Here is a 23,810-nt window from a genome sequence, read left to right as displayed (position 1 = left end):
CTGGCCGGATGATCACCGTACCGCTCAGCGCACTTGAAGTGGCCATGGTCCAGACAGGTGCCCGAGCCGCAGACACGTTGAAGGACACCACCGAGTTCGCCAGGCGCCTCGACGATCTCGGATATCTGCGGCTCTGGTACGCCGAGCATCATCACTCCCCGGCCATCGGGGCCTTTCCACCCGTCGTCCTGGCCGCCCACGCGGCCGCGCTGACCTCGTCCATCCGTCTCGGCTCCGGCGGTGTGCTTGCCCCGAACCACGCCCCGCTCATGCTGGCCGAGCAGTTCGGCACACTGGCCGCACTGCACGACGGGCGGATCGACATGGGCGTCGGCCGCGGCCCGGGCACCTTCGACGAGCCGACGGCGCGCGCGCTGCGGCGCGGGGCCGGGGCCGCGACGGACGACGAGTACCGCAACGATGTGTCGGAGAGCCTGCGTCATCTGGTCGACGAGGTCGCCCTCGGCCCGCTCCCGGAGCCGTGGCTGCTGTCGTCCAGCACGGCCGGTGCCGGGCTGGCGGCCGAGCTCGGACTTCCGATCGCCTTCGCCCACCACATACGTCCCGACAACACCCTCGCCGCGCTGCGCCACTACCGCGATCACTTCGCGCCCTCCCGCTGGTGCGAGCGCCCCCGCGTGCTGGTCTGCGTGGAAACGGTCTGCGCCGAGACGGTCGAGGAGGCGGCACGGCTCGCGGGCCCGATGGACGTCGTCAAGGCCGGCCTCCTCAAAGGACGCAGCGACTTCCCCTTCCCCACGCCCGACGAGGCGGCGGCCCACAAGTTCGCCGCGGACGAGGTGCAGGCGCTGGCAGGCTTCCGCGCCCAGCAGGCCCACGGCACGCCCGAGACCGTCGCGAAGCACCTGGCGAACCTCGTGGACGCGACCGGCGCGGACGAACTCATGCTGGTCACACCCGTCTACGCGCTGGCCGACCGCCTGAGGTCCTTCGAACTCGTCAGGGCTCTGAACGAGGTGTGATGCGGGTCGCGCCGGTGGCGGTCTGCCCGCCGGTCAGTGGTTCGTGTCCTTGAAGCGGTGATGAGAGACCTGTTCCCGTGCCGAGCGCCAACGGGACCGAGCCTGTCCGACCACGCTGTCCCACTGCTGCCGGACCTCGTGGTCGGACGGGCGGTGTCCGTCGCGGATGCGGACGAGTTCGTCCCGTACCTCTCGTCCCAGCGCGGACGAGGCGACGACGACGAGCATCACCGAGAAGAGGGACGAGATCATCGCGAAGACGGCGCCGACGACGCCGTAGCGCGTGGCGTACGAGTTGAACAGGTGCGGCAGGTAGAGGGTCGCGGCCACGGAGTAGGCCGCCGTCAGGACGGCCGCGGTGACGCCGAAGGGGATCAGGTCGCGCCAGGCGACCCGCTTCGCCGACAGACTCCAGCCGCTCCAGACGAGGAAGACGGCGGTCAGCGGAGCGTGGCACGCGGCGGTCACCAGTCCCAGTCCGCCTTCGTAGAGCACAGCGGTGAGCCATCCGGTGAGAATCGCGTAGAGGCCGAGGGTGAGGATCCACCACAGGCCGTTGCGCGTGTTGCGCACGCTGAGGGGCTTCAGTTCCCAGGTCTGCTCGAAGAGCCGCTGAGCCGCTCGCGCGAAGCTGAGCACCGAGATGATCAGGAAGAGCACTCCGAAGATGCCCACGCTCGCGTCCGTGTTCTCGGCGGGGGAGAACAGGGAGTCGACCGCCTCGGCGCCCGCGCCGGTGAGGCCGTAACGCTTGATGATCCGCTGTGCGGAGTCCTCCTGGACGAAGTTGCCCAGGACGGCGCTGCTGAGGATCGCGAGCGGAATCAGTGTGGTCAGGGCGCTGGAGGCCAGGGCCATCGAGCGGTCGAAGCCGACGATCTTCTGGAACCGACCGACGACGCGCAACGCGAAGGCGGGGCGCAGCCAGAACGTCAGCGTTCTGACCAGGCGCTCGCGATTGATCTTCGCCGTCCTGCCCTCCGTGAAGATCGAGACCTGTGTGGCGGCGCGAGCCTAACGAACATTTCCATCGATTTCGGACGATGACACGCCAGGCCACACGCTCAGCACGGCACAGGCTCCGACGGGCCACACGGTCGGACGGCCGCGCGGGCGGGTGCCCCTCATGGCGAGGTCTGTCCGTGCACTCGCAGACGGTGTCCCTCAGGGAGGTGACCCTGCCGCCCCCGATGTGCGCCACCCCCGGGAGGAGTCGTTCCGGGACGGGCCCGCACGGCTCCCGGGTGGCCGTGCGCGCACCTCGGTGTGGTCCACTGGCCGACGGCAATGGATCAAGGCGAGTGGAAGAGAACGTCGATGACGACGACAGCGCAGGCGAGCGTGCAGTACGAGGACGACCAGGTCCGGGTCACCCGCTGGGACTTCCAGCCCGGAGAGCGCACAGGTCGGCACGTGCACGCCCACGACTACGTGGTCGTCCCGGTGACCGACGGCCGCACCGGTGCGGTCGCCCCCGACGGGTCGGTGACCGAGTCCGACCTGCGGACGGGGCAGTCGTACGCCCGCCCGGCCGGCGGCGAGCACGACGTCGTGAACGTCGGCGAGGCGCACCTGGCCTTCGTCGAGATCGAACTCAAGCACACGGCCCCGGCCTCCTGACGGTCCCGCGGCGCGGGACGGCCGTGACTGACACCCGCAGACAGGCCCGGGCGGTCGAGCCCGAGCCCGGCGGCTGCCCTGCGGACCCTGCTCAGGCGGCGGCGGTGCCCGCGGCGTCGACCTCACGCAGCACGGCGACGAGCGTGCTCACCGCGTGGTAGATCTGCTCGGGGGTGTGGTCGCACGTGACGAAGAAGCGCAGCCGGGACTCCTCCTCGGGCACCGCCGGGTGGAGGATGGGATTGACACTGATCCCTCGCCGGAAGAGCAGATCGGCGACGCGCAGCGTCTTCATCGAGTCCCCGACGATGCACGGGACGACCGGCGTGCCGCGACTGTCACCGGTGTCGACGCCCCCTTGGCGGGCCAGACGGAGGAAGAGCCGGGCGTTGGACGCCAGGCGAGCGACGCGCTCCGGCTCGGCGCGCAGGACGCGCAGCGCGGCGAGGGCCGCGGCGGTGTTGGCGGGTGTCATCCCGGCGCTGAAGACGAATCCGGGAACGGTGTAGCGCAGGTAGTCCACGACCGTACGACTCGCGGCGACGTAGCCGCCGCAGCTCGCCAGTGCCTTGGACAGGGTGCCCGACCACAGATCGACGGCGTCCGCGGCGGCGCCGAAGTGCTCCCCGACGCCGCGGCCGTGCTCGCCGAGCACCCCGATGCTGTGCGCCTCGTCGATCATCAGCAGCGCGTCGTGGCGGCGCTTGACCTCGATCAGCGCGGGCAGGTCGGCGATGTCGCCGTCCATGCTGTACACGCCCTCGACGACGACGAGGACCCGGCGGTGGTACGGGCGCACCTCGGCGAGCAGAGCGTCGAGCGCGGCCGCGTCATTGTGCGGGAAGGGCCGCCGCGTGGCGCCGGAGAGCCGGCATCCCTGGAGGATGCTGTCGTGCGCGAGGGCGTCGTGGACGACGAGGTCTCCTTCGCCGACGAGGTGCCCGATCAGGGTGACGTTCGCAGCGTGTCCGCTGACCAGGGTGAGCGCGGCCTCGCACCCGAGGGCGGAGGCCAGTTCCTTCTCCAGGTCGAGGTGGAGCCGGCGGTTGCCGGACAGCAGCCGGCTGGCGGAAACCGAGGTGCCGTGGCGTTCGACGGCCTGCGCCGCCGCCTCGCAGACGTGCGGATGGGTGGCCAGGCCCAGGTAGTTGTAACCGGAGAAGGACAGCAGTTCGCGGCCCTCGACGACGGTCGTGTCCGTCATGCCGCCGTCATGGACGAGGAAGTACGGGTTGGGCAGGCCGACTTGAGTGAATGCGGCCACGCGCGCGCTGTGCGCGGCGACCTCCGGGAAGCGGTCGATCCGGCTCTGCCGCCCGCCCTGTCCGTCGACGGTGGGATCCGTCGCGTCGGGGCGGGCGGGCGGCCGCTCCGGACCGGTGCCGTCGGGACTGTCGTCCGTCCTCGGTTCGGTATCCGTGCCGTCGTGGCTGTCGTCGCCTGTCGGTCGGGTATCCGTGCTGTCGTGGCTGTCGTGCGCTCCCGGTCGGGCACCGGTGTCCTCGTGGCCGCCGTCGGCTTCCGGTTCGGTCTCCGCGGTGGGTGCGGCCTTGAGCACACCGGGTGTCTCGTGGCCGGGGCGCGGTCGTGCGGGCCGAGCGGCGCCCGGTGCGTCGCCCGCGGGGATTCCGGGCGGCCCGGCCGCGGGCGGTGTCGTGGGCGATGTGCGCACGTCCGTGCCGCCCGACCTCGCCGTGATCATGGAGATGAGGGCCGCGACGGTCGGCAGGTCGTGCCGCTTCTCGTCGGACGACCACCGCGGCCACTGCCGTGCGAGGGCGGTGAACAGGTCGGTCAGCATCAGCGAGTCGAACCCGAGATCCTCGACCAGCCGTTGATCCGCGCGCAGATGGCCGACCGGGAACGCGCTGATCCGAGCCACGTGCGCGAACACGCTCTCGGCGATCTCCGCGGCTGCGGCGCCGCCGACGGTCCCCGCGGCTGCGGAGTCCTCGACGGTCCCCGCGACTGCGGCGGCTTCGACGGCCTCGGCGACTGCTGTGGCTTCGCCGACCTCCGTTGCTCCCGCGTCGTCGGTGGCTTCCGTGTCGCCCGCGTCCTCCATGGCTTCCGTGATGTCCGGAGTCGGCGGGCGCCCTTCGTCCGTCGCGCCCGAGTCGGGCAGTTCGCACCGCGCCGCCGGGAGCGTCACGACCTCCGCCACGGCAGGGCCCGTTGAAGCGTCCGCAGCGTCACTCGGCTCGGTGACCCGCGGCACGGGCGGTCCTGCGACCGGGGCGGGGTGGGTGGCGGTGTGGGCGTCCAGAGCCGTTTCGAGGCAGGTCAGCGTGACGGCCTGTTCCCGCAGCAGGGTGAGCGCCTCGATCAGCAATTCCCTTACACCGGTGGCCTGTTGTTCCCCGTCCGGCACGGTCGCTTCGTCCATCGCACCGACGTCGACCGCGGCGCTCACCGGCACGGCGGTGCCCTCGGGGGAAGCGTCGCTCACGGGGACGGCGGGGTCCTCGGGGAAACCGGCCGCCGCGCGCGCCGACGGCCGCCGAGCGCCCCGTATCCAGTAGGACCGGGTGTCGAGCCGGGCCACCGGCAGGTCCAGGAGGCGGCGTTCGTCGCGGGGGACGAGTGCGCGGGGGTCGGTTCCGGCACCCAGGACCGCGAGGCGGGCGAGCGCGTCGAGGAAGGTGTGACCGTTGTCCGGTGCCGGCCCGTCGGCGGACACGAGGTGCACGTCGTCGTGGCCGGTGAGCGTGCGGCGGACGCACGGCAGCAGCGAACGGTGTCCGGTGACCTGGACGAAGACGCGGGCACCGTGGGCATGGGCGCTGCGTACGGCGTCCTCGAAGCGGACCGGCGCCGAGGCGTGCCGGGCCCACAGCTCGCGGAGCTCGGCGGGCTCGGTGCACAGGGCGCCGTTCACGCAGGAGACGAACGCCACGGCGGGGCGGGCGAGGTCGCGACGGGCGAGGTCGCTGCGGAGGGCCTTCTCGGCGCCGGCCACGCGCGGCGAGTGGAACGCGCCCGACACCTCCAGCCGCCGCGTGGCGACCTTCGCGGCCGCGCAGGCGCGTTCCACAGCGGCCAGACCTTCCAGGGTTCCGCTCACCACGACGTGCCGGGGGTGGTTGAAGCAGGCGAGCCACACGTCGTCGACGCCGTCGGCCAGCTGCCGGAAGGCCGCCTTGTCGGCGTGCAGGGCCAGCATCCCGCCCGCGGATCCGGTCTGCCCCCGCCGGCCGGACTCGGTCCTGGCGAGGACGGCGCCGCGGTTCGCGAGCAGCCGGACGGTGTCCTCACCGGTGAGCACGTCCGCCGCCGCGGCGGCGGCGAACTCCCCGGCGCTGTGCCCCAGTACGACGTCGGGGCGGATGCCGCAGGCGGCCAGCAGACGGGTCGCGGCGATCTGGACGGTGCCGAGCAGCGGCTGGCACACCTCGGTGGCGGCCAGCTGCCGACGCAGCTCCGCGTCGTCCGGCCGTGCCGTCGCCCGCGGCCCGTACAGCACCTCGGCCGGGTCGAGGCGGGTGTGCTCGCGGGCGACGCGGCCGAGCTCGTCGAACGCCGACCGGAACGGGGCGAACCGCTGGTAGAGGTCGTGCATCAGGGCCGGCCGCTGGCTGCCCTGCCCGGGGAAGACGAACGCGACACGGCGCCGGTCGGGCGGCAGCGGAGCATCCGCGGCGAACGCGCCGTCGCCCAGATCACCCCGTGCCCCCTCGGCGATCCGACGACGGGCCAGGCGCAGCCGCCTGACGTACTCGCCGAGGCTGGTGGCCGTGACGGCGAGTCGGGAGGTCAGGGGCTCGCGGCAGCCCAGGGTGTGGGCCAGGGCCGCGAGCGGCGTCCCGGGTGCCCGGTCCAGGACGTCGAGCAATTCGCCGATGTGGGCGTCCAGCAGACGGGGACTGCCGGCCGAGACGAGGACGAGATGCGGAGCGCGTTCCGGCCGCGGCAGGCGGCGGGGCACGTCCGGCCCGGCCGGAGCTCCGTGGCGCGCACGGGCCGGTCCGGCCGGAGGGGGCGACGGGGCGGGTGCGGGCGCTTCTTCGAGGATCGCGTGCACATTGGTGCCGCCGAAGCCGAACGAGCTGACGGCGGCCCGCACCGGCCCTGTTTCCTGCGGCCAGGGCCGCACGGTGTCGGCGAACCGCAGACCGGCGGCGCCCACGGCGAGATCCGGATGCGGGGTGACGTCCGGCTGCGGCAGGATCGTCCGTCGGTGGACGGCCAGAGCCGCTTTCACCAGTCCCGCGAGCCCCGAGGCGGCCAGGGCGTGCCCGATGAGGGCCTTCGCGGAGCCGAGGTAGCACAGGCCCGGGTCGTCGTCGGGAAACTCCGTGCGCAGCCGGCGCAGCGCTTCCACCTCGGCGCGGTCGCCGGCGCGGGTGGCGGTGCCGTGCGCCTCGATGTAGCCCACCGACGACGGAGCCACGCCGGCGTCGTGGTAGGCACGGCGCATGGCACGCAGCTGGCCTTCGGCCGTGGGAGCCAGCGGTCCGGGGCAGGCGCCGTCGTTGGCCGAGCCGATGCCCCTGACCACGGCGTAGATCCGGTCGCCGGCGGCGAGCGCGTCCGCGAGCGGCCGCAGGACGGCGCTCGCCGCGCCCTCACCGAGGACGAAACCGTCGGCGCGCCGGTCGAACGGGCGGCACACTCCGGTGGCGGACAGCGCGCCCAGCTGGGAGAAGCCGATCAGGCCGTCGGGGGTGAGGCTGATGTAGACACCGCCGACGACCGCGATGCGGCACGTGTTCCGGCGCAGCTGGGAGACGGCCGTCTCCAGGGCGATCAGGGAGCCGGAGCAGGCGGCGTCCACGGCGAAGCTGGGACCGCCGAGGCCGAACTGCCGGCTGATGGTGGCGGGCGCCATGTTGAGCAGACTGCCGGGCAGGGTGAAGGCGCGGATGTCGCACAGCTGCCGGGCCCACCGCCGTACGGCGTCGGCCGCACGGGCATCGGACGCACGCGCGCGGGCCCTCCGGGCCTCCGCGGCGCACGCATCACCGGCGGATGCGGCGTCACTGGGGAGGGCCGCGCCGGCACGCGCGCCGTGCCCGGGGCAGTCGGGAGGCAGGCCGGGTGGTCCCTCGGCGAGGGTGAGGGCCCTGATCCGGGCCGACAGGAGGTCCTTGTAGTCCGACACCGACATCCCGACGAAGACCCCGGTGTTGTCCTTGTCGAACCCGCCGCGGCCCCAGCCCGCGTCGTCGAGGGCTTCGCGGGTCACGTCGAGCATGAGCCGGTGCTGCGGGTCCATGGCCTCGACGCGAGCGGGCGGCAGACCGTAGTGCAGGGCGGCGAAGCGGTCGACATCGTCCAGGAAGGCGACCTGGTCGGTGTAGGCGGCGGACGCGGCGCGTCGGCCCGGCGTGTGAAAGGGCGCGTGGTTCCAGCGCTCCGCGGGCACGGTGGCGAACTGCTGCTCGGCGGCGAGCAGGAGTCTCCAGTACTCCCGGAGGTCACGGGCGCCGGGGAAGCGGCAGCCCAGGCCGATGACGGCGATGTCGGCGGGGGAGGCGATGGCGGTCATGACAGGTCTTCCTTCGTGTGGGAGGGCGGGGTGGTCGATGGACCGGGGAGCGGGCCACGGGGTGGGGAGGTCGGGGGGAGTGCGGCGGGCGCCGCGGACCCGGACGCCGGCGGCGACCGATGCTCCGGCACCGGCGGTGGTGGAGGCGGCGGTGGCCGATCCCTCGGCGCCGGGGGCGGTGGCGGGGGAGGCGGCCACCGGCGTGCCGACACCGGTGGCGGGGGCGGAATCGGTCCGCGTCCCGGGCCCGGAGGCGGTGGGCACGCCGGGTCCGGCGGCGGTGTGCACGTCCGGTCCGGCGGATGTTCCGGACCGGACGCCGCGGTCCGCGCGGCAGGTGGCTCGCCCCACAGCCGACGTGGCGCCCACCAGTTCCATCGGCCCGCCAGCCGCATGAGCGCGGGCACGAGGACACCGCGTACCAGGGTGGCGTCGAGGAGGACGCCGAGGCCGGCGCCGATTCCGAAGAACTGGAGCAGTCCGACCCGGGAGGTGCCGAAGCTGAGCAGGGTGAACGCGAGCAGAGCGCCCGCGGTGGTGACGATGGGGCCGGTGCGGGCGATGCCCGTGACGATCGCGTCGGCGGTGCCCTGCCCGGAGTCGTGGGCCTCCTTGATGCGGGCGAGGACGAAGACCTCGTAGTCGACCGACAGCCCGAAGACGATGCACAGCAGCAGGACCGGCATGGTGGTCGTGAGCGGGCCGGGTGTGAAGCCGAGCAGGTTCTGCAGGTGGCCGTTCTGGAAGACCCACACCATCGCGCCGAGGACGGCCGCGAGGCTCAGCGCGTTGAGCGCGATGGCCTTGAACGGCAGGATCACGCTGCGGGTGAAGCCCAGCAGGAGCACGAACGTGGTGGCGGTGATGATCGCCAGCGCGGCCGGGAGCCGGTGCGCGACCGTCTCCTTGGCATCGACGAGCACCGCGCTCGGCCCGCCGACGTGTACCTCGGTGCCCGCGGGGACGGGCATGGCGCGAATGGCACGCACCAGATGCTGGGAAGCGCCCGACCGAGGGTCGGCCGAGGGCACGACGACCAGGAACGCGGGACCGTCGGTGTCGGTCCGGGTGCCGGCCGCGTGCGGGCCGGTCCCGCCGACCTTCAGGCCGTCGCGGTAGACGCCCGACGGCCCGACGACCTCGGCCACGTCGGGCAGCGCGGACAGTCGGGGGCCGTAGTCCCGGGCGACCTGTGGTGTCGTACTCGTGGTGAACACCGTCAGCGGCGTGGCGCCCTTCCCGCCGAACTCGTCGCGCAGCGCGTCCCCGGCCTGGCGGCTGGTCGCGCTCACCGGCAGCGTCCGGTCGTCGGGGGTGGCGAACGAAGCGTGCGCCAACGGCCAGGCGAGGACCGCCAGCAGGCCGAGCACCGGCAGCGCGGCGAGTACCGGGCGTCGTACGACACGCCGTGCCAGCGACTCCCAGCCGCGCGACGCGCCGCCCGCTCGCGTCCGTCGGCGCCACGGCACGGGCCACGCGTTCACCCGCGGGCCCAGCAGCGCCAGCAGAGCCGGCATGACGGTCAGCGCGCCCAGGGCGGCGATCGCCACCACGGCGATGCCCGCGTAGGCGAAGGAGCGCAGGAAATACGGCGGGAACACCAGGAGCGCCGCCAGCGCGGCGCAGACGGTCGCGGCGCTGAAGACGATCGTGTGGCCCGCGGTGCGCACGGTGGCCACGGCGGCTTCGCGCGGTGGACGTCCGGCGGCGATCTCCTCGCGGAAGCGGGAGACGACCAGCAGGCCGTAGTCGATGCCCAGGCCCAGGCCGAGCGCCGTCGTCAGGTTCAGCGCGAACACCGATACGTCGGTGACCGCGCCCAGGACGTTCAGCACCAGGAGCGTTCCGGCGACGGCCAGTCCGCCGATCAGCAGGGGGAGCAGCGCGGCCATCACGCTGCCGAACACCAGGACCAGCAGGATCAGTGTTCCGGGTACGACGACGGCCTCCGCCCGTTTCAGGTCGGAGTCCGAGAGGTCCTGGATCTCGGCCTCGACGAGCGCCGGTCCGCCCATGCGCACGTGCAGGGCGGCCGTCCCGCCCGGAGCCGACGGGCCGGGGGCCTCGCCGGAGGAAACCGTGCGGGCGGACGCCCCGCGAGCGGAGGACGCGCCCGGGGACGTCCGGGCGCCGGATGATCCGTCGGCGGAGGCCCCCGCGGCCACGGACGTACCGGGACCGGACCCACCGTCACGGGCCGTGGCCGCACCGGACCCGGTTCCGGCCGTGACGACACCGGACCTGGTCGCGGCACCGGAAGCGGACCCGGCTGCCAAGACAGCGGACCCGGTCCCGGTCGCGGCGGCGCCGGAATCGGGCCCGGGACCGGCCAGCACGGCGCGCAGCTCCCGTACCCGCTCCCCGAGCCGTTCTCCGTCCCCGTCCACGTGCGCGAGCACCAGACCCGCCCGGCCGTCGTGGCCGCGCAACCGGTCCTCATGAGTCGTCCAGTACGAGACGACGGCGCTCACGTGCGGTTGCGCCGCAAGACGCCGGGTCAGCTCCTCACCGGCCCGGCGGGCGGCGGGGTCGTCGACGGACCCGCGCGGTACCTGCGCGACGACGACCACGTTCGGAGATCCGCCGAAGCGCTCGGCCGTCACCCGGGCCGCGAAACTGGAGTCGGAGCGGGGATCGTCGTATCCCTGGGTCTTCAGACGGCCGCCGGCTCCGGCGCCGAGCACCACGCACAGCACGAGGAAGACGAGCCCGGCGAGCAGCACCAGCCGCGGACGACGGGTCGCCGCCTCACCGATCCAGCACAGCATCCGAGCCTCCAGGTGCGTTCCGCGCCCGCTCCGGGGTTGCGGCAGGCGCGTCCTGCCACCGTGCCCGGCCGGGTGCGGCGCGCCGTAGTCCCGGCTGTTCGTCACTTGACGCGACTGGGTGGAGGAGGTACTCGCCCCCTGAGCCGGGTGGACGTCAGCGGTGTCGCGCGACCGGCGTGCCGCCGTGCCGCGACGGTCTCGCGGATGCCCGGCAGTTCGAGGGGCCCCTGCGCTCGAAACGTGCGGACGGCAGCGACTCGCTAGCCTGTATGTGCGGGGGAGCGGCTCGGGCAACGCCCAGGGAGGCCGACGTGGCAGACACGGCTGACATGGCTGACGCAACGACCAGCGCCGGGACACGGGGACGGCCCCACGGGATGCCCGGCCCGTCCGCCGGCGCCGATTCCCCTCGCTACCTGCCGATCGCCGATCACGGTCTGATCGGCGACCTGCGCAGTGCCGCTCTCGTCGGCACCAACGGCACGATCGACTGGTACTGCTGTCCACGCTTCGACGCGCCCAGCGTCTTCGCCTCGATCCTCGACGCCGACCGGGGCGGCTGCTTCGAACTCGCCGCCGACGTGCCCGCCCGCACGAAGCAGTTCTACTTCCCCGACACCAACGTGCTGATCACGCGGTTCTTCGCGGAGGACGGAGTCGGTGAGATCCAGGACTTCATGCCCGTCGTCGACGACTCGCGCGAGGCGGACCGGCACCGTCTCATCCGCCGCGTGATCTGCGTGCGCGGCACCCTGCCCTTCCGCGCCCGCATCGCCCCCCGCTTCGCCTACGGCACGCTGCCGCACACCGTGCGCAAGCAGCCGGGCCAGGCCCTCTTCGAGTGCTCCACGCTCAAGCTCGCCCTGACGTCCACGGTCCCCACCGAGATCGACGGACAGGACGTGTGGTCGCTGTTCAAACTGCACGAGGGCGAGGCCGCCGTCTTCACCCTCGACCGGGTCGGCGGCGACGTCGCCCCGCGCTTCTGCGCCGTGGCCGAGGCCGAGAGGTCGTTCGACGCGACCGTGCGCTACTGGCGGCAATGGCTGTCCCGTTCCCGGTACCGCGGCCGCTGGCGGGAGATGGTCCACCGCTCCGCCCTCACGCTGAAGCTGCTGACCTACGTACCCACCGGCGCGATCATCGCCGCCCCGACCACCAGCCTGCCCGAACAGATCGGCGGGGAGCGCAACTGGGACTACCGGTACGTCTGGATCCGCGACGCCGCGTTCTGCGTGTACGCGCTGCTCCGCCTCGGATTCACCGACGAGGCCGAGGCCTTCATGAACTTCCTGACGGACCACGCGGGTCTCACCACGGCGCAGGAGCCCGGACCCACCGGCCCGCTGCAGATCATGTACGGCATCGACGGCCGCCGTGAACTGCCCGAAGAGGAGCTGCCCCACCTGGAGGGCTACCGGAACTCCGCACCTGTACGCATCGGCAACGACGCCGTCGGACAGCTCCAGCTCGACATCTACGGCGCCCTGATCGACTCCCTCTACCTCTACGACAAGTGGGGCAAGCCGATCTCCAGCGCACACTGGGACAGCATCGGCGAACTGGTGGACTGGGTCTGCGAGAACTGGGACCAGCCCGACGAAGGCGTGTGGGAGACCCGCGGCGGGCGCAAGCCGTTCCTGTACTCACGGCTCATGTGCTGGGTGGCGATCGAACGCGGCATACGCCTCGCCCGGCACCGCGGCCTGCCCGCCGACATCGTCCGCTGGGCGAAGGCCCGTGACGACATCTACCGCCGCATCATGCGCAGCGGCTGGTCCGAGGAACGGCGCGCCTTCACCCAGTACGAGGACAGCAACATCCTCGACGCGTCCCTCCTGATGATGCCTTTGGCGAAGTTCATCGCCCCGACCGACCCGAAGTGGCTGACGACGCTCGACGCCCTGGGCGAGGACCTCGTCTCGGACTCCCTCGTGTACCGCTACGACCCGCAGGCGAGCCCCGACGGCCTCCAGGGCGAGGAAGGGACCTTCTCCATCTGCTCGTTCTGGTACGTCGAGGCGCTCACCCGCGCGGGCCGGCTCGACGAGGCCCGGCTCGCCTTCGAGAAGATGCTCACCTACGCCAATCACCTCGGTCTCTACGCCGAGGAGATCGGCCACACCGGCGAACAGCACGGGAACTTCCCCCAGGCGTTCACCCATCTCGCCCTCATCAGCGCCGCGTTCAACCTCGACCGCAGACTCGGCTGACCCCCGGTGCTCCGCACACACCTCGCGAGCGGCCGGAACGCGGCGCGGTCCCGCGGGATGTGGCGCACGTGTGTCATCAGCGGCCTTCGTCGGCGGCCGGCAGGGGGCCGATCACCGGGTTGGTGAGGTGCTGGAAGATGATCGACGTCCGGAAGGCGACGATCTCGCGCCGGTCGGTGAACTGGTCCAGCAGGAAGGCGTGCAGGTGGTCGATGTCCTGCGCCGTGACATGGACGAGGAAGTCGTCGCTGCCGGCCATCGTGTAGACCGAGAGCACCTCCGGCAACCGGGTCACCGAGCGCTCGAAGGCGGCGACCACGTCGCGGCGCAGCGGCCGGACCTGTGTGAACACCATCGCTTGTACGGCGCGGTTGAGCGCGGGCAGGGACACCTGGGCGCGGTAGCCCTGGATGATGCCGCGCTGTCGCAGGAGCCGGGTGCGTTCGAGGCACGTCGAGGGGGCGATGCCGAGTTTCTCGGCGAGCGCCCGGTTGGACTGGCGTGCGTCCGACTGCAGATGCCGCAGGATCTCTGTATCAAGTTCGTCCACGATCGCCCCCAGGCCTCGCATGCCGAATTTCGTTCGGCAGAATGGTTTCGGTCCTGCATATCACCCTAACTTCGAAGCCATGAGCGAATCATTTGCGCATGAGGAGATCGTGGTCCGACAGGGCCGTCGTTCCCGTCTGCCGCTGATCGTGGCCGTGCACTCCCGGGCGCTGGGCCCGGCCGTCGGCGGCTGTCGGCTGCGCCGCTACGACAGCTGGCGCGACGGACTGACCGACGCGCTGCGCCTGTCCGAGGCGATGACCTACAAGGCGGCCGTGGCCGGCCTCGACTTCGGCGGTGGCAAGAGTGTCATCGCACTCGACCGGCACACCGAGCTGACGCCGGATCTGCGCGAGGCCGCGCTGTCGGACCTGGGCGAACTGGTCGCGTCCTTCGAGGGTTCCTACCGCACGGGTCCCGACATCGGCACGGGCCCCGACGACATGGTGGTCCTGCGCCGCTTCTCGCCGTACGCGTACTGCGCGCCCGAGGAGCAGGGAGGCACCGGCGACTCCAGTGGCCCCACCGCTGCGGGCGTCCTCGCGGCCCTGCACGCCGGTGCGCGGCACGTCTTCGGCGACGCGTCCTGCGCGGGCCGAGCGGTCGTCGTCAGCGGCTTCGGGGCGGTCGGCAGCGCCGTCGCGGCGGGTCTGGCGGCCGAGGGGGCGCACGTCGTCGTGTCGGACGTGGAGCGGTCCAGGAAGGACGCGGCGCTGGCGGCGGGCTTCGGATGGGTCGAGCCCGAACAGGCGCTCACCGCACCGGCCGACATCCTGGTGCCCGCTGCGACGGGCGGGGTGCTGAGCGAGGAGACCGTCCTGGGGCTCGGCGCCCGGCTGGTCGTCGGTCCGGCGAACAACCAGCTCACCGAGGAATCCGTCGCGGACGCCCTCGCCGCCCGGGGGATCGTCTGGATCCCCGACTACGTCGCCGGCGCGGGCGGCATCGTCTACACGCTCGGCCGGGAGTCGGACCACCACGGCCACGATGCGGCGATGAAGCGGGTGGACATCATCGGGGACACCGTGAGCCGCGTCCTCGACCTCGCTCACGAAAAGGGCTGCACTCCGCTGCGGGCGGCAGGGGAACTCGCGGGGCGCCGACTCGCATCCGCGGTGTCGGGAGCACCAGCCGGTTGACGCGCCTGTGCGCGCCGGTCGCGCGTCCCTTCGGGGCACCCCGGTGTCCGACGGCGGCGGAACACGGTGCGCCGGGTCCACCTGTTCGACGGGAGGCGTTCCAGACGCGGGGTGTCGCAGGTTAAGGTCTCGTGCGAGAGATCTTGTACGGAGGTGCCCGGAATGGACAACAGCGAGCCCGCCCGGCGGGGCCGCCCCCCGGGCATTCGGGCTGTCAAGGGTGAGCTGACCGCCCGCCAGCAGGCCATCGTCGACTTCATCACGACGACGGTCCAGCAGCAGGGCTACCCGCCGTCGATGCGGGAGATCGGCAAGGCCGTACGGCTCGCCAGCACCTCCTCCGTCGCCCACCAGCTGATGACGCTGGAGCGCAAGGGCCTCCTGTACCGCGACCCGCACCGTCCCCGCGCCTACCGGGTGCGTTCGCCCTGGTCGGCCGAGCTCGGCGAACGGGGCGAACCGCCCGTGGAGGTGCCGCTCGTGGGTCGGATCGCCGCCGGTGCGCCCCTGCTCGCCGAGGAATCCGTGGAGGACGTCTACTCCCTGCCCCGCCAGATCGTCGGTGACGGCGACCTGTTCGCCCTCACGGTGTCCGGCGACAGCATGATCGAGGCGGCGATCTGCGACGGCGACATCGTGACCGTGCGGCGGCAGGACAGCGCCGACCACGGTGACATCGTCGCCGCGCTCCTGGAGGACGAGGCCACGGTCAAGCAGTTGCGCCGCCAGGACGGCGAGGTCTGGCTGATGCCCCGCAACCCCGCCTACGACCCGATCCCCGGCGACGGCGTGCAGATCCTGGGCAAGGTCGTCGGAGTCCTGCGCCTGCTCTGAGACGTCCGGCCCTGGATCCGGAGCCGGACGTCGTCCCGTCGGACCGTCTAGACGGCCCGCGCGACGAGGAGGGCGACGTCGTCGTGGTCCTCGGGGTGGCGCAGACCGTACAGCAGACGGTCGCAGGTCTCCTCCAGAGGCCGGTCGGGGTCGTCGAGGAAGGTCAGCATGGTGTTGAGCCGGTCGTCGATGGAGTGGTGCCTGGTCTCCACGAGGCCGTCGGTGTACAGGACGAGCAGGTCACCGGGTTTGAGATCGGTCGTGGTCGTCTCGAAGGGGATGCCGCCGACGCCCAACGGGGCCCCGGCGGGCAGGTCGAGCAGCTCGGGCGGGTGGCCGGGGCGGGCAATCGCCGGCGGCATGTGTCCGGCGTTGGAGATGTGGCACTGCCCGCTGCGCGGGTCGTAGACCGCGTACAGGCACGTGACGATGTAGTGCTCCAGATCGCAGGTGATCTTGTCCATGTGCTGGAGCACCGTCTCGGGCGCCAGGTCGAGGTCTGCGTAGGCGCAGGTGGCCGTGCGCAGCCGGCCCATGGTGGCGGCGGCGTCGATGCCGTTGCCCATGACGTCGCCGACGACGAGCGCGGTCTTGTCGTCGGTCAGCGGGATGACGTCGTACCAGTCCCCGCCGACCTCGCTCGTGGCCTGGGCCGGGTGGTAGCGGGAGGCGAGTTCCAGACCGGTCCGGTTCGGCGGGTGGTCGGGCAGCAGGCTGCGCTGGAGTGTGAGAGCCGTGTTGCGCACGCTCTGGAACCAGCGCGCGTTGTCGATGGCCACGGCGGCACGGCTCGCGAGTTCACCGGCCAGGACGACGTCGTCCTCGTCGAACGGCACCGGGTTGCGTGTCCGCTTGAGGTCGAGAGCACCGAGCACTTCGCCGTGGGCGATCAGCGGCACCGCGAGATACGAGTGGACGCCGGCGTCCGCCAGGATCGCGGTGGCCTCCGCGTCGCGGGCGATGCGCCGCAGGTCGTGGTCGCCCACATGGCGCACCAGGACGGGGCGGCCGGTGTGCACGCACAGGGTGACGAGGCGGTCGCCGTCGTAGGCGGCGAGGTCGCCGGGCGGGTCGGCGGCGCGCAGGGCCGCCGTCGGGTGCGCCGCCTTGAGAGCCAGGGCACGGAAGAGCTCCGGGCCGTTGTCCGGAGCGCGGGTACGACGGCAGGCGAGGGCGGAGTCGAGGATGTCCACGGCGACGACGTCGGCGAGTTCGGGTGTGACGACCTCGGCCAGTTCGTGGGCGGTCTGCTCGACGTCCAGCGTGGTGCCGACACGGGTGGACGCGGCGGCGATGAGGGCCAGGCGCCTACGGGCCCGGTCGGCCTCGGTGGCCGCCCGGTGCCGTTCGGTGACGTCGACGACCGAGGCGGCGGCCCCCAGGATCCGGCCTCCGGGGTCCTCCAGCCGGTAGAAGGAGAGGGACCAGGCCCGGTCGTGCTCGGGATCTGACGGCGGGCGCCCCACGTGGTACTGGTCGAGCAGCGGCGTGCCGGTCGTGAGCACCTGTTGCAGCGCCGACTCGATCGTGTCGACATCGGGGAAGGGAAGGGTCTCCCGCAGATGCCGGCCGATGTGGTCCTCGGCGGGTATGCCGTCGATGCGCTCCAACGCGGGGTTGACGAGGAGGTAGCGCAGCTCGGGGTCCATGAGGGCCAGGCCGATGGGGGACTGGTTGATCAGCCGCTCGCACAGCGCCAGGTCGGTCTCGACGCGCTGGAGCAGGGTGTGGTCGGCCGCGATGCCCAGTGCGTAGACGTCTCCCCGGTCGTCCAGCAGCCGCATGTTGCGGAACTCCATCACACGCGTGCTGCCGTCCTTGTGCAGGATGGGGAAGGCTCCGGCCCAGCTCCGGCCGGTCTCCAGCACCTCGGCGAACAGGCCCAGGACGGCCTCCAGATGCTCCGGGCCGATCATCAACCGGGCCGCGTACTCGCCCAGCGCCTCCTCCGCGGTGTAGCCGAAGAGCTCCTCTGCCTGCGGGGTCCAGAACACGATGCGCCCGCTCGCGTCGAGCACCACAGCGGCCACGCTGAGCACATCCAGCAAACCGGTCGGCCGGGGCGGCACGAGGCCGTCGCCGTCGCCGAGTGTCGGTCGGCGGGATTCGGCTGTCATCGCAGATCCTCCTCCGCTGGCCAGAAGGACACGCCTCCCGAGCGGGTACCGCTCCACGCCTGGGGTCCGAGGACCCGCACTCCCATCATGACCGTCCTGCTTCGGCCTGCCCAACCCGGCGCAAGGCGTGGCGCCGGGTCGGGGCGGTCGGAACGGCTTCCTGCCGACCGGGTACCCCCGAATGCCGTGGCGATCCTAGGGCTCCCGTGGCGCCGCCCGTCCCGCGCACCCGGCGGCGTGGCGTCCGGTCCGGTCCGGGCCGGTTCGCGGAGTATGGCTTCTGCGCCGGGCCATTCGTCGAGAGCGCCGTCGCATCGCGGACAGCGGACCGCAGGCTACAGACAGTGGACTGGAGGCAGACGTGACGGTGAGCCGTATCGGCCTGGTCGTGCACGGAGGGCGCGAGGAAGCCGTACGGGCGGCGGACTCGGTCCGTACCTGGTGTGCCGCGCAGGCCGTGCAGTGCACGGACATCGACGTGTGGAACGAGGGCGAACGGCACAGCGCGAGCGACGAGGTCGAATCGGCGGGCGATCCGGACCTCATCGTGACCCTCGGCGGCGACGGGACGTTCCTGCGAGGTGCTCGGCTGGCCGCGGAGCACGACGCCTTGGTCCTCGGCGTCGACTTCGGCCGGGTCGGCTTCCTGACGGAGGTGCCCGTGGCGATGATGCACTCGGCCCTGGACGCCGTACGCGAGGACCGCATCACCGTCGAGAACCGCATGATGCTCACCATGCGGGCGTCGTGTCCCCTGAAAGTCCCCCAGGACATGGAGGCGCTCGTCCGCTACGGCCGCGGTCCGCTGCTGCCGCCGCCACGAGTGCGCGCCGACTGCACCTCCGGCGGCGAGTGGGGCATCGCGCTGCACGTCACCGCGCTCAACGACGTGGTCCTGGAGAAGCTGTCCAGAGACCGGCAGGTGTCCGTGGGTGTGTACCTGGCCGGGCGGCTTCTGGCGGCCTACTCCGCCGACGCCCTGCTCGTCGCCACCCCGACGGGATCGACCGCATACAGCTTCGCCGCCGGTGGTCCCGTCGTGTCGCCCCGGGCGGAAGGTCTCGTCTTCACCCCGGTCGCCCCGCACATGGCCTTCAACAGGTCGGTGGTCGCCGCACCGGACGAACCCATCGGCCTGCGGGTGCTCGAACGGTCGGGCCAGGCCGCCGTCAGCGTCGACGGCCAACTGCGCGGAGTGCTCGATCCGGGCGACTGGATCGGCGTGTACGCGGCCCCCCGCCCCCTGCGGGCGGTCCGGCTCGGGCCCATGGACTTCTACGGCCGGCTGCGCGAACGCATGAGGCTCACCGACGCGCCGGCGGCGGTGGCCGACGGATGCGCGGTCCCTCTCTGGCCCGCCACGACCCCTCCGCCCCAAGATCTGGCCCATCTGGCGCTTCCCACGACACCGGGCAGCGAGGCCGGCGCCCACTGACGCAGGCACGACTCGACCGGCTTGAGGGACGCGGCGCCCGGATCCACCGTCGGATCCGCGGACGGGCCGGGTACGTCGGGACGTCAGCGAGGTGCCGGGCGACGTCGGCGGCACGGGTGTCACGCAGGCTGCCCAGCAGCATGAAGTCGTGCACCATGCCCGCCACGCGGACGGCGGTGACGTCGACACCGGCCTCGCGGAGCTTGTAGGCGTACTGCTCGCCCCCTCCGGTCAGGCGCGCCGCCGAACCATCGGCCAGGGCCTCGTCGCGCCACCGGAACGGCATGGAGCAGGCGTCAGGGCAGGATCGAGTCGACGTAGCCGCCGTCGGCCCGCAACGCGCCGCCGGTGGTCGCGGAGGCCTGCGGAGAGCTGAGGTAGACCACCATGTTCGCGATCTCCTCGGGCTCGATGAGGCGCTGGACGAGCGACTGAGGACGGTACTTGATCATGAACTCGTGCTGGGCCTCGTCCCACGGCAGGTCACGTGACACCAGCTGGTACACGAAGTCCTCGACACCCGCGGTGTGCGTGGGACCGGCGATGACCGAATTGACGGTGACACCCGTGCCGGCGGCGTCCTTCGCGAAGCCGCGGGTGAGCGCGAGCAGCGACGTCTTCGTCATCCCGTAGTGGATCATCTCCGCGGGGATCACGATGGCCGAGTCGCTCGCGATGGACTGGATCCGCCCCCAGCCGCGCTCCTTCATGCCGGGCAGGTAGGCGCGGATGAGCCGGGCGGCGGAGAGCACGTTCACCTCGAAGTAGCGCCGCCACTCGGCGTCCTCGATCTCCAGAGGCGGGGTGGCGCCGAAGATGCCCAGATTGTTGACCAGGATGTCGACCGCCGGCAGGACGTCCAGGACCGCCCTCGTCCCGTCCTCGCTCGCCAGGTCGCCCGGGGCGGCGACGAGCCCGTCACCGCCGGTCTCCCCGCGCAGCCGCTCCACCGCCTCGTCGACCGAGTCGCTGCGCCTGCCGTTGACGGCCACCCGGGCTCCGGCCCGGGCGAGGCCGGCGGCGATGGCGTAGCCGATGCCCTGCGTGGAACCGGTGACGAGCGCGGTGCGGCCCGAAAGATCGATGTGCACGGTGCGATGTCCTCCTCGGGGACGGGCGGTGGCGGCTGCCGATCCGACGGACCCGGCGCGACGTGACGCGACCTTGTCCTCGCGTCGCGCCCCGGGAGCCCGCAGGGATCATCCTCGGCGACGGTGCCGGGGTCTCGGACGATGCGCGCGTCGGGGCGTGTCGCGCAGCGGTCGGCCCTTTCGGTCACCAGGCTCCGCGAGTCGCGGCCGGGGTTCGCGCGACACGGGCGGCTCCGGCGGGCCGGCTTCGAGGCGTCGGCACGGGTGAGCTCGTCCATCACGATTGGGCTGCGGAGGCATCACAGGCTGGTCCCCGGCAGTGGTCTGCCGGCGTGGTCCGTCGTTGGCCCGGCGTGAGCGCTGTGAGGAACGATGGGACAGGGTCGGTCTACGCCGAACTGACGGGTGCCTACTGGCTGGAGGACGCGGGCGACGACTGTCGCTGGTGCCGCGAACTGCTCCGGTTGCAGGGCGGGAAGCGGCAACCAGCGGCGGACCAGGGGCCTGATGCCGCCGACTGGCTGACGCGATTGCGTAGGGCGGTGCTGCCGGTCGCCGTGCTCACGGTCGCGGCGGCCCTGCTGGTCGGTACGCTCACCTGACGCCCTCCTCGCCACCCGGTGTCTCTCTGCCGTACGAGGTGTCCCCGGCCGGCGCGTCCCGCCGGTCGGCCGGTCGGACATGTGATGTTCGAGCGCGCTTCCGTCGGACACTATGAGACGCGTGGGCCGCGCTGGGAGCGGCGGGGCGGGACGACCCGGCAACACGGGGTGCGCGCCTCCGACCGAAGTGATGGGGGCAGAGGGCAATGGGGGGTCCGGAGGGCGTGGAGACGACCGGTCAGGGGGACGAGGACAGACCGCCGGGCGGTCTCGGTGCCCTCCTCGACGCACTCGGCACGGGCGCCTACGTGGTCGACGAGCAGGGGCGCTTCGTGGCCGTCAACGCGCGCGCCGAGGAACTGCTGAGGCGCCCCGCCGCGGACCTGGTCGGGCGCGACGCGCACGACCTGCTGCACCGCACCAGCAAGGGTGAGGAACTGCCCCGGACCCGGTGCGGCATGCGCCAGGCGTTCCTGGCCGGTCGGACGGCCCAGGCGGACCTGGACTGGTTCGAGCGCGGAGACGGATCCCTGCTGCCGGTGTCGTGGCTCATCACGCGTTACGACCTCGGCGGACCGGCGCCGGCCACGCTGGTGCTCTTCCACCCTCCGGCGGAGCCCGGTGCGCCGGAGGCGGTGCCTCCCAAGCCGGCGCTCGAGCCCCTCACGGATCTGGACCGGCTGTCCCTGCTGGCCAGGGCCACCACCCGACTGACCTCCACCCTGGACGTCGACGAGGCGCTGCGGCGGCTGGTGGCCCTGGTGGTGCCACGGCTCGCCGACTGGGCAATCGTCGATCTGATCACCGACCGGAGCGCGGTGTGGCGCACGGCGGTGGTGCACGCGGTGGACGGAGCCCTCGTGAACCGGCGCGACCTGGAGGGCGCCATGCCGCAGGTCTCCGAGGACTCCTCCATGCCCCTGTCGCGGGCGCTGCGAGGCGTGGCGTCCGCCCTGGTGGGCCCGCAGACCTATCACGGCCCGCCCGACTCCGGCATCGCCGTCGAACAGCGCCGGCTGTTCGAGGCGACCGGCATGCACTCGGCGGTCATCGCTCCGATACGAGGCCTGCGCGACGTGCTGGGGGCCCTGACGCTGGGCCGTTCCCACCGCCCCGACCCGTTCACCGTGGCCGATCTGCCGTTGCTGGAGGACATCACACGCAGGGCGGGCCTGGCCCTGGACAACGCGCGCCTGTACGAGCAGCAGCGCAAGGTCGCCGAGACCATGCAGCGGCATCTGCTGCCCCAACTGCCGCGGGTACCGCAGCTGGAGATGGCCGCCAGATACCTGCCCTCCTCCGACGCGGCACAGGTCGGCGGGGACTGGTACGACGCCTTCGCGCTGACGGACGGGGTGCTGGCGCTGGCCATCGGGGACGTGGTGGGGCACGACCTGGAGGCCGCGGCGGGCATGGCGCAGCTGCGCAGCATGCTGCGTGCCTACGCGTGGTCCCAGCAGGAACCGCCGAGCCTGGTCGTCGAGCGGCTCGACCGGGCGGCCGTCCATGTCGCCGAGGTCCCGGTCGCCACCATGCTCTTCGGCCGGCTGGCGCCGGACGACGGCGACGGCGGCTGGGAGCTGACCTGGACCAACGCGGGGCACCCGCCCCCGCTGCTGGTCACGCCCGACGGGGTTGCGCGCTACCTCACCGACGGGCACGGCATCCTGCTGGGCACGGCGACCGACCGGCCGCGCACCGACGCCACGGAGCCGCTCCCGCCCGGTTCGACACTCGTGCTGTACACCGACGGTCTGATCGAGTCTCCGGGCCGCTCGCTCGACGAGGGTCTGGACCGGCTGCGCCGGCACGCGGCCGACCTGGTCCACCGCGGTCTGGAGTCCTTCACGGACCAGCTGCTGGAGCGGGCCCGGCCGGCCGACAACGAGGACGACGTCGCGCTGCTCGCCCTGCGGACGCCTCCGCGCAGCTGATCGACCGCACCGCGCCTGTACCGCGGAACGCGGTCGTGGACCCGTGCCGTCGTCATCGGACGACGGCACGGACGGTCACCTACGGACCCGGAGTCCGTGCATGTCCCATCCAAGTGCCTGCGCCGGGGAGTATCACGTGTCTCACGGGGTAAGCGCGCGCGTATGAACGGGGTATTGAAGACCATCAGCAGGGAACCTGTCCCGCCCGAGGAGGGGTCCCGGATGCCGGATGCACCTGCCGAGGTGACCGTGGCCCTCGACGGCGCGGACGGCTGCATCGCCATGGCGCGCCATCAGGTGTCCGAGTTCCTGACACGGGCGCAGTCCGAGTACGGGCTGCCGGTGTCGGCCCGCGCCCTCGACTTCGCGCAGTTGGTGGTCAGCGAACTGGTCACCAATTCGCTGAAGTACGCACCCGGACCGGTCCTGGTCCAGCTGCGCATCATCGGAAGCGCCGTGGAGATCTCGGTCTGGGACACCGACCCGGTGCTGCCGGTGGCGCGGGCGGCGGACGCCGGGCGGGTCGGGCAGCACGGCCTGGAGATCGTGATGGCGGTCGTGCAGGGCTTCGAGGCGCGGCGGGAGCCCGTCGGCAAGTGCATCACCGCCCGTATCGCGCTGTTCGACGGGCTGCTGATCGAGGGCCTCGACGGGTGAGCGGCACGACGGCCGAACCGGTCCGCTCGTCCTGACCGGCCGACGCTGCCGGAGTCCTCGTGCCCTCTGCCGCGGCCGGGGGAACCCGGGGACGGAATTCCAGCCCCATCGACGGCCACCCGGCGTGCACGCGCATGGCCGCCCAGCCGCGCCGCGGCAACGGGACCTCCCGGGGAACGGGAGCATGCACGCGCGGTCGCCTTGCCGTGCCGCGGTACCGGGAGCGTCGTAGCGTCTGAGGCAGGCACCCATCAGGTACGACGCGCAGAGGGGAGCGGGCCGATGTCAGGCGCGATCGACACCCTTGTGCGGTTCGGAGCCGACGCGGACGCGCCGCGGAGCGGACAGCGGCGGGGCGCCGGTCTCTTGCGTCGAGTCGG

15 protein-coding genes and 1 pseudogene are annotated in these 23,810 nt (G+C 72.5%); 9 read left to right on the top strand and 7 right to left on the bottom strand.

The features are described 5' to 3' along the window. The first annotated feature begins 8 nt into the window (after window positions 1-8). A complete protein-coding gene (locus ACZ4IF_RS39675; protein WP_467572526.1) occupies window positions 9-983 on the top strand; it encodes an LLM class flavin-dependent oxidoreductase in 975 nt (324 codons plus the stop codon). 33 nt (window positions 984-1,016) lie between these two features. Here ACZ4IF_RS39675 and ACZ4IF_RS39670 read toward each other — a convergent pair whose 3' ends face one another. After that, window positions 1,017-1,889: a YhjD/YihY/BrkB family envelope integrity protein gene (locus tag ACZ4IF_RS39670; protein ID WP_467572524.1), complete on the bottom strand. Its 873-nt coding sequence runs from the start codon at window positions 1,887-1,889 to the stop codon at window positions 1,017-1,019. A 411-nt stretch (window positions 1,890-2,300) separates the two neighbouring features. Here ACZ4IF_RS39670 and ACZ4IF_RS39665 point away from each other — a divergent pair, with 411 nt between their 5' ends. Then, a complete protein-coding gene (locus ACZ4IF_RS39665) occupies window positions 2,301-2,603 on the top strand; it encodes a cupin domain-containing protein (protein ID WP_467572521.1) in 303 nt (100 codons plus the stop codon). Window positions 2,604-2,694: 91 nt separating this feature from the next. Here the strand turns inward: ACZ4IF_RS39665 and ACZ4IF_RS39660 are convergent, their stop codons facing one another. Continuing rightward, window positions 2,695-8,091, bottom strand: coding sequence for an aminotransferase class I/II-fold pyridoxal phosphate-dependent enzyme (locus ACZ4IF_RS39660; RefSeq protein ID WP_467572519.1), 5,397 nt, complete (start codon window positions 8,089-8,091; stop codon window positions 2,695-2,697). Beyond that, a complete protein-coding gene (locus ACZ4IF_RS39655) occupies window positions 8,088-10,859 on the bottom strand; it encodes an efflux RND transporter permease subunit (protein WP_467572517.1) in 2,772 nt (923 codons plus the stop codon). Before ACZ4IF_RS39655 ends, ACZ4IF_RS39660 begins: the two co-directional genes overlap by 4 nt. Window positions 10,860-11,236: 377 nt before the next feature. Between ACZ4IF_RS39655 and ACZ4IF_RS39650 the strand changes: the two genes are divergently transcribed. Beyond that, on the top strand, window positions 11,237-13,072 hold the full coding sequence (locus ACZ4IF_RS39650) for a glycoside hydrolase family 15 protein (RefSeq protein ID WP_467572785.1): 1,836 nt from the start codon (window positions 11,237-11,239) through the stop codon (window positions 13,070-13,072). 76 nt (window positions 13,073-13,148) lie between these two features. Here ACZ4IF_RS39650 and ACZ4IF_RS39645 read toward each other — a convergent pair whose 3' ends face one another. Next, complete coding sequence (locus ACZ4IF_RS39645) at window positions 13,149-13,643, bottom strand: Lrp/AsnC family transcriptional regulator (RefSeq protein WP_467572514.1); 495 nt, start codon at window positions 13,641-13,643, stop codon at window positions 13,149-13,151. Window positions 13,644-13,701: 58 nt separating this feature from the next. Here ACZ4IF_RS39645 and ACZ4IF_RS39640 point away from each other — a divergent pair, with 58 nt between their 5' ends. Both ACZ4IF_RS39640 and lexA read left to right on the top strand, forming a co-directional pair. Continuing rightward, complete coding sequence (locus ACZ4IF_RS39640; RefSeq protein ID WP_467572511.1) at window positions 13,702-14,760, top strand: Glu/Leu/Phe/Val dehydrogenase dimerization domain-containing protein; 1,059 nt, start codon at window positions 13,702-13,704, stop codon at window positions 14,758-14,760. A gap of 162 nt (window positions 14,761-14,922) precedes the next feature. Beyond that, window positions 14,923-15,594, top strand: coding sequence for a transcriptional repressor LexA (gene lexA, locus ACZ4IF_RS39635; RefSeq protein WP_467572507.1), 672 nt, complete (start codon window positions 14,923-14,925; stop codon window positions 15,592-15,594). 47 nt (window positions 15,595-15,641) lie between these two features. On the opposite strand, the gene ACZ4IF_RS39630 is transcribed toward lexA, so the two are convergent. Beyond that, a complete protein-coding gene (locus ACZ4IF_RS39630; protein WP_467572502.1) occupies window positions 15,642-17,711 on the bottom strand; it encodes a SpoIIE family protein phosphatase in 2,070 nt (689 codons plus the stop codon). Between the two features lie 361 nt (window positions 17,712-18,072). Here ACZ4IF_RS39630 and ACZ4IF_RS39625 point away from each other — a divergent pair, with 361 nt between their 5' ends. Next, on the top strand, window positions 18,073-19,146 hold the full coding sequence (locus tag ACZ4IF_RS39625; protein WP_467572499.1) for an NAD(+)/NADH kinase: 1,074 nt from the start codon (window positions 18,073-18,075) through the stop codon (window positions 19,144-19,146). Window positions 19,147-19,231: 85 nt separating this feature from the next. Here ACZ4IF_RS39625 and ACZ4IF_RS39620 read toward each other — a convergent pair. Further along, window positions 19,232-19,369 (bottom strand): annotated as a pseudogene (locus tag ACZ4IF_RS39620) (esterase); the annotation flags it as partial. 73 nt (window positions 19,370-19,442) lie between these two features. Then, window positions 19,443-20,237 (bottom strand): SDR family NAD(P)-dependent oxidoreductase, encoded by a 795-nt coding sequence (locus ACZ4IF_RS39615; RefSeq protein WP_467572496.1) that lies wholly within the window; start codon window positions 20,235-20,237, stop codon window positions 19,443-19,445. A 362-nt stretch (window positions 20,238-20,599) separates the two neighbouring features. Between ACZ4IF_RS39615 and ACZ4IF_RS39610 the strand changes: the two genes are divergently transcribed. The 3 genes from ACZ4IF_RS39610 to ACZ4IF_RS39600 all read left to right on the top strand — a co-directional run bounded on the left by ACZ4IF_RS39610 (window position 20,600) and on the right by ACZ4IF_RS39600 (window position 23,430). Then, window positions 20,600-20,839, top strand: coding sequence for a hypothetical protein (locus tag ACZ4IF_RS39610; RefSeq protein WP_467572493.1), 240 nt, complete (start codon window positions 20,600-20,602; stop codon window positions 20,837-20,839). 206 nt (window positions 20,840-21,045) lie between these two features. Then, on the top strand, window positions 21,046-22,773 hold the full coding sequence (locus ACZ4IF_RS39605; RefSeq protein WP_467572490.1) for a PP2C family protein-serine/threonine phosphatase: 1,728 nt from the start codon (window positions 21,046-21,048) through the stop codon (window positions 22,771-22,773). A gap of 222 nt (window positions 22,774-22,995) precedes the next feature. Continuing rightward, a complete protein-coding gene (locus ACZ4IF_RS39600; RefSeq protein WP_345645447.1) occupies window positions 22,996-23,430 on the top strand; it encodes an ATP-binding protein in 435 nt (144 codons plus the stop codon). Window positions 23,431-23,810 lie beyond the last annotated feature (380 nt).

The sequence above is a fragment of the Streptomyces sp. NPDC025784 genome (assembly GCF_055558435.1).
This window is presented reverse-complemented; position numbering and strand designations above follow the sequence as displayed.

Bases quoted from the DNA above. Each gene is read 5' to 3' on its own strand.
- ACZ4IF_RS39640 (WP_467572511.1), top strand. From the start codon at position 13,702: ATGAGCGAATCATTTGCGCATGAGGAGATCGTGGTCCGACAGGGCCGT.
- ACZ4IF_RS39675 (WP_467572526.1), top strand. From the start codon at position 9: ATGATCACCGTACCGCTCAGCGCACTTGAAGTGGCCATGGTCCAGACA.
- ACZ4IF_RS39605 (WP_467572490.1), top strand. From the start codon at position 21,046: ATGGGGGGTCCGGAGGGCGTGGAGACGACCGGTCAGGGGGACGAGGAC.
- ACZ4IF_RS39665 (WP_467572521.1), top strand. From the start codon at position 2,301: ATGACGACGACAGCGCAGGCGAGCGTGCAGTACGAGGACGACCAGGTC.
- ACZ4IF_RS39655 (WP_467572517.1), bottom strand. From the start codon at position 10,859: ATGCTGTGCTGGATCGGTGAGGCGGCGACCCGTCGTCCGCGGCTGGTG.
- lexA (WP_467572507.1), top strand. From the start codon at position 14,923: ATGGACAACAGCGAGCCCGCCCGGCGGGGCCGCCCCCCGGGCATTCGG.
- ACZ4IF_RS39650 (WP_467572785.1), top strand. From the start codon at position 11,237: ATGCCCGGCCCGTCCGCCGGCGCCGATTCCCCTCGCTACCTGCCGATC.
- ACZ4IF_RS39630 (WP_467572502.1), bottom strand. From the start codon at position 17,711: ATGACAGCCGAATCCCGCCGACCGACACTCGGCGACGGCGACGGCCTC.
- ACZ4IF_RS39660 (WP_467572519.1), bottom strand. From the start codon at position 8,091: ATGACCGCCATCGCCTCCCCCGCCGACATCGCCGTCATCGGCCTGGGC.
- ACZ4IF_RS39645 (WP_467572514.1), bottom strand. From the start codon at position 13,643: ATGCGAGGCCTGGGGGCGATCGTGGACGAACTTGATACAGAGATCCTG.
- ACZ4IF_RS39600 (WP_345645447.1), top strand. From the start codon at position 22,996: ATGCCGGATGCACCTGCCGAGGTGACCGTGGCCCTCGACGGCGCGGAC.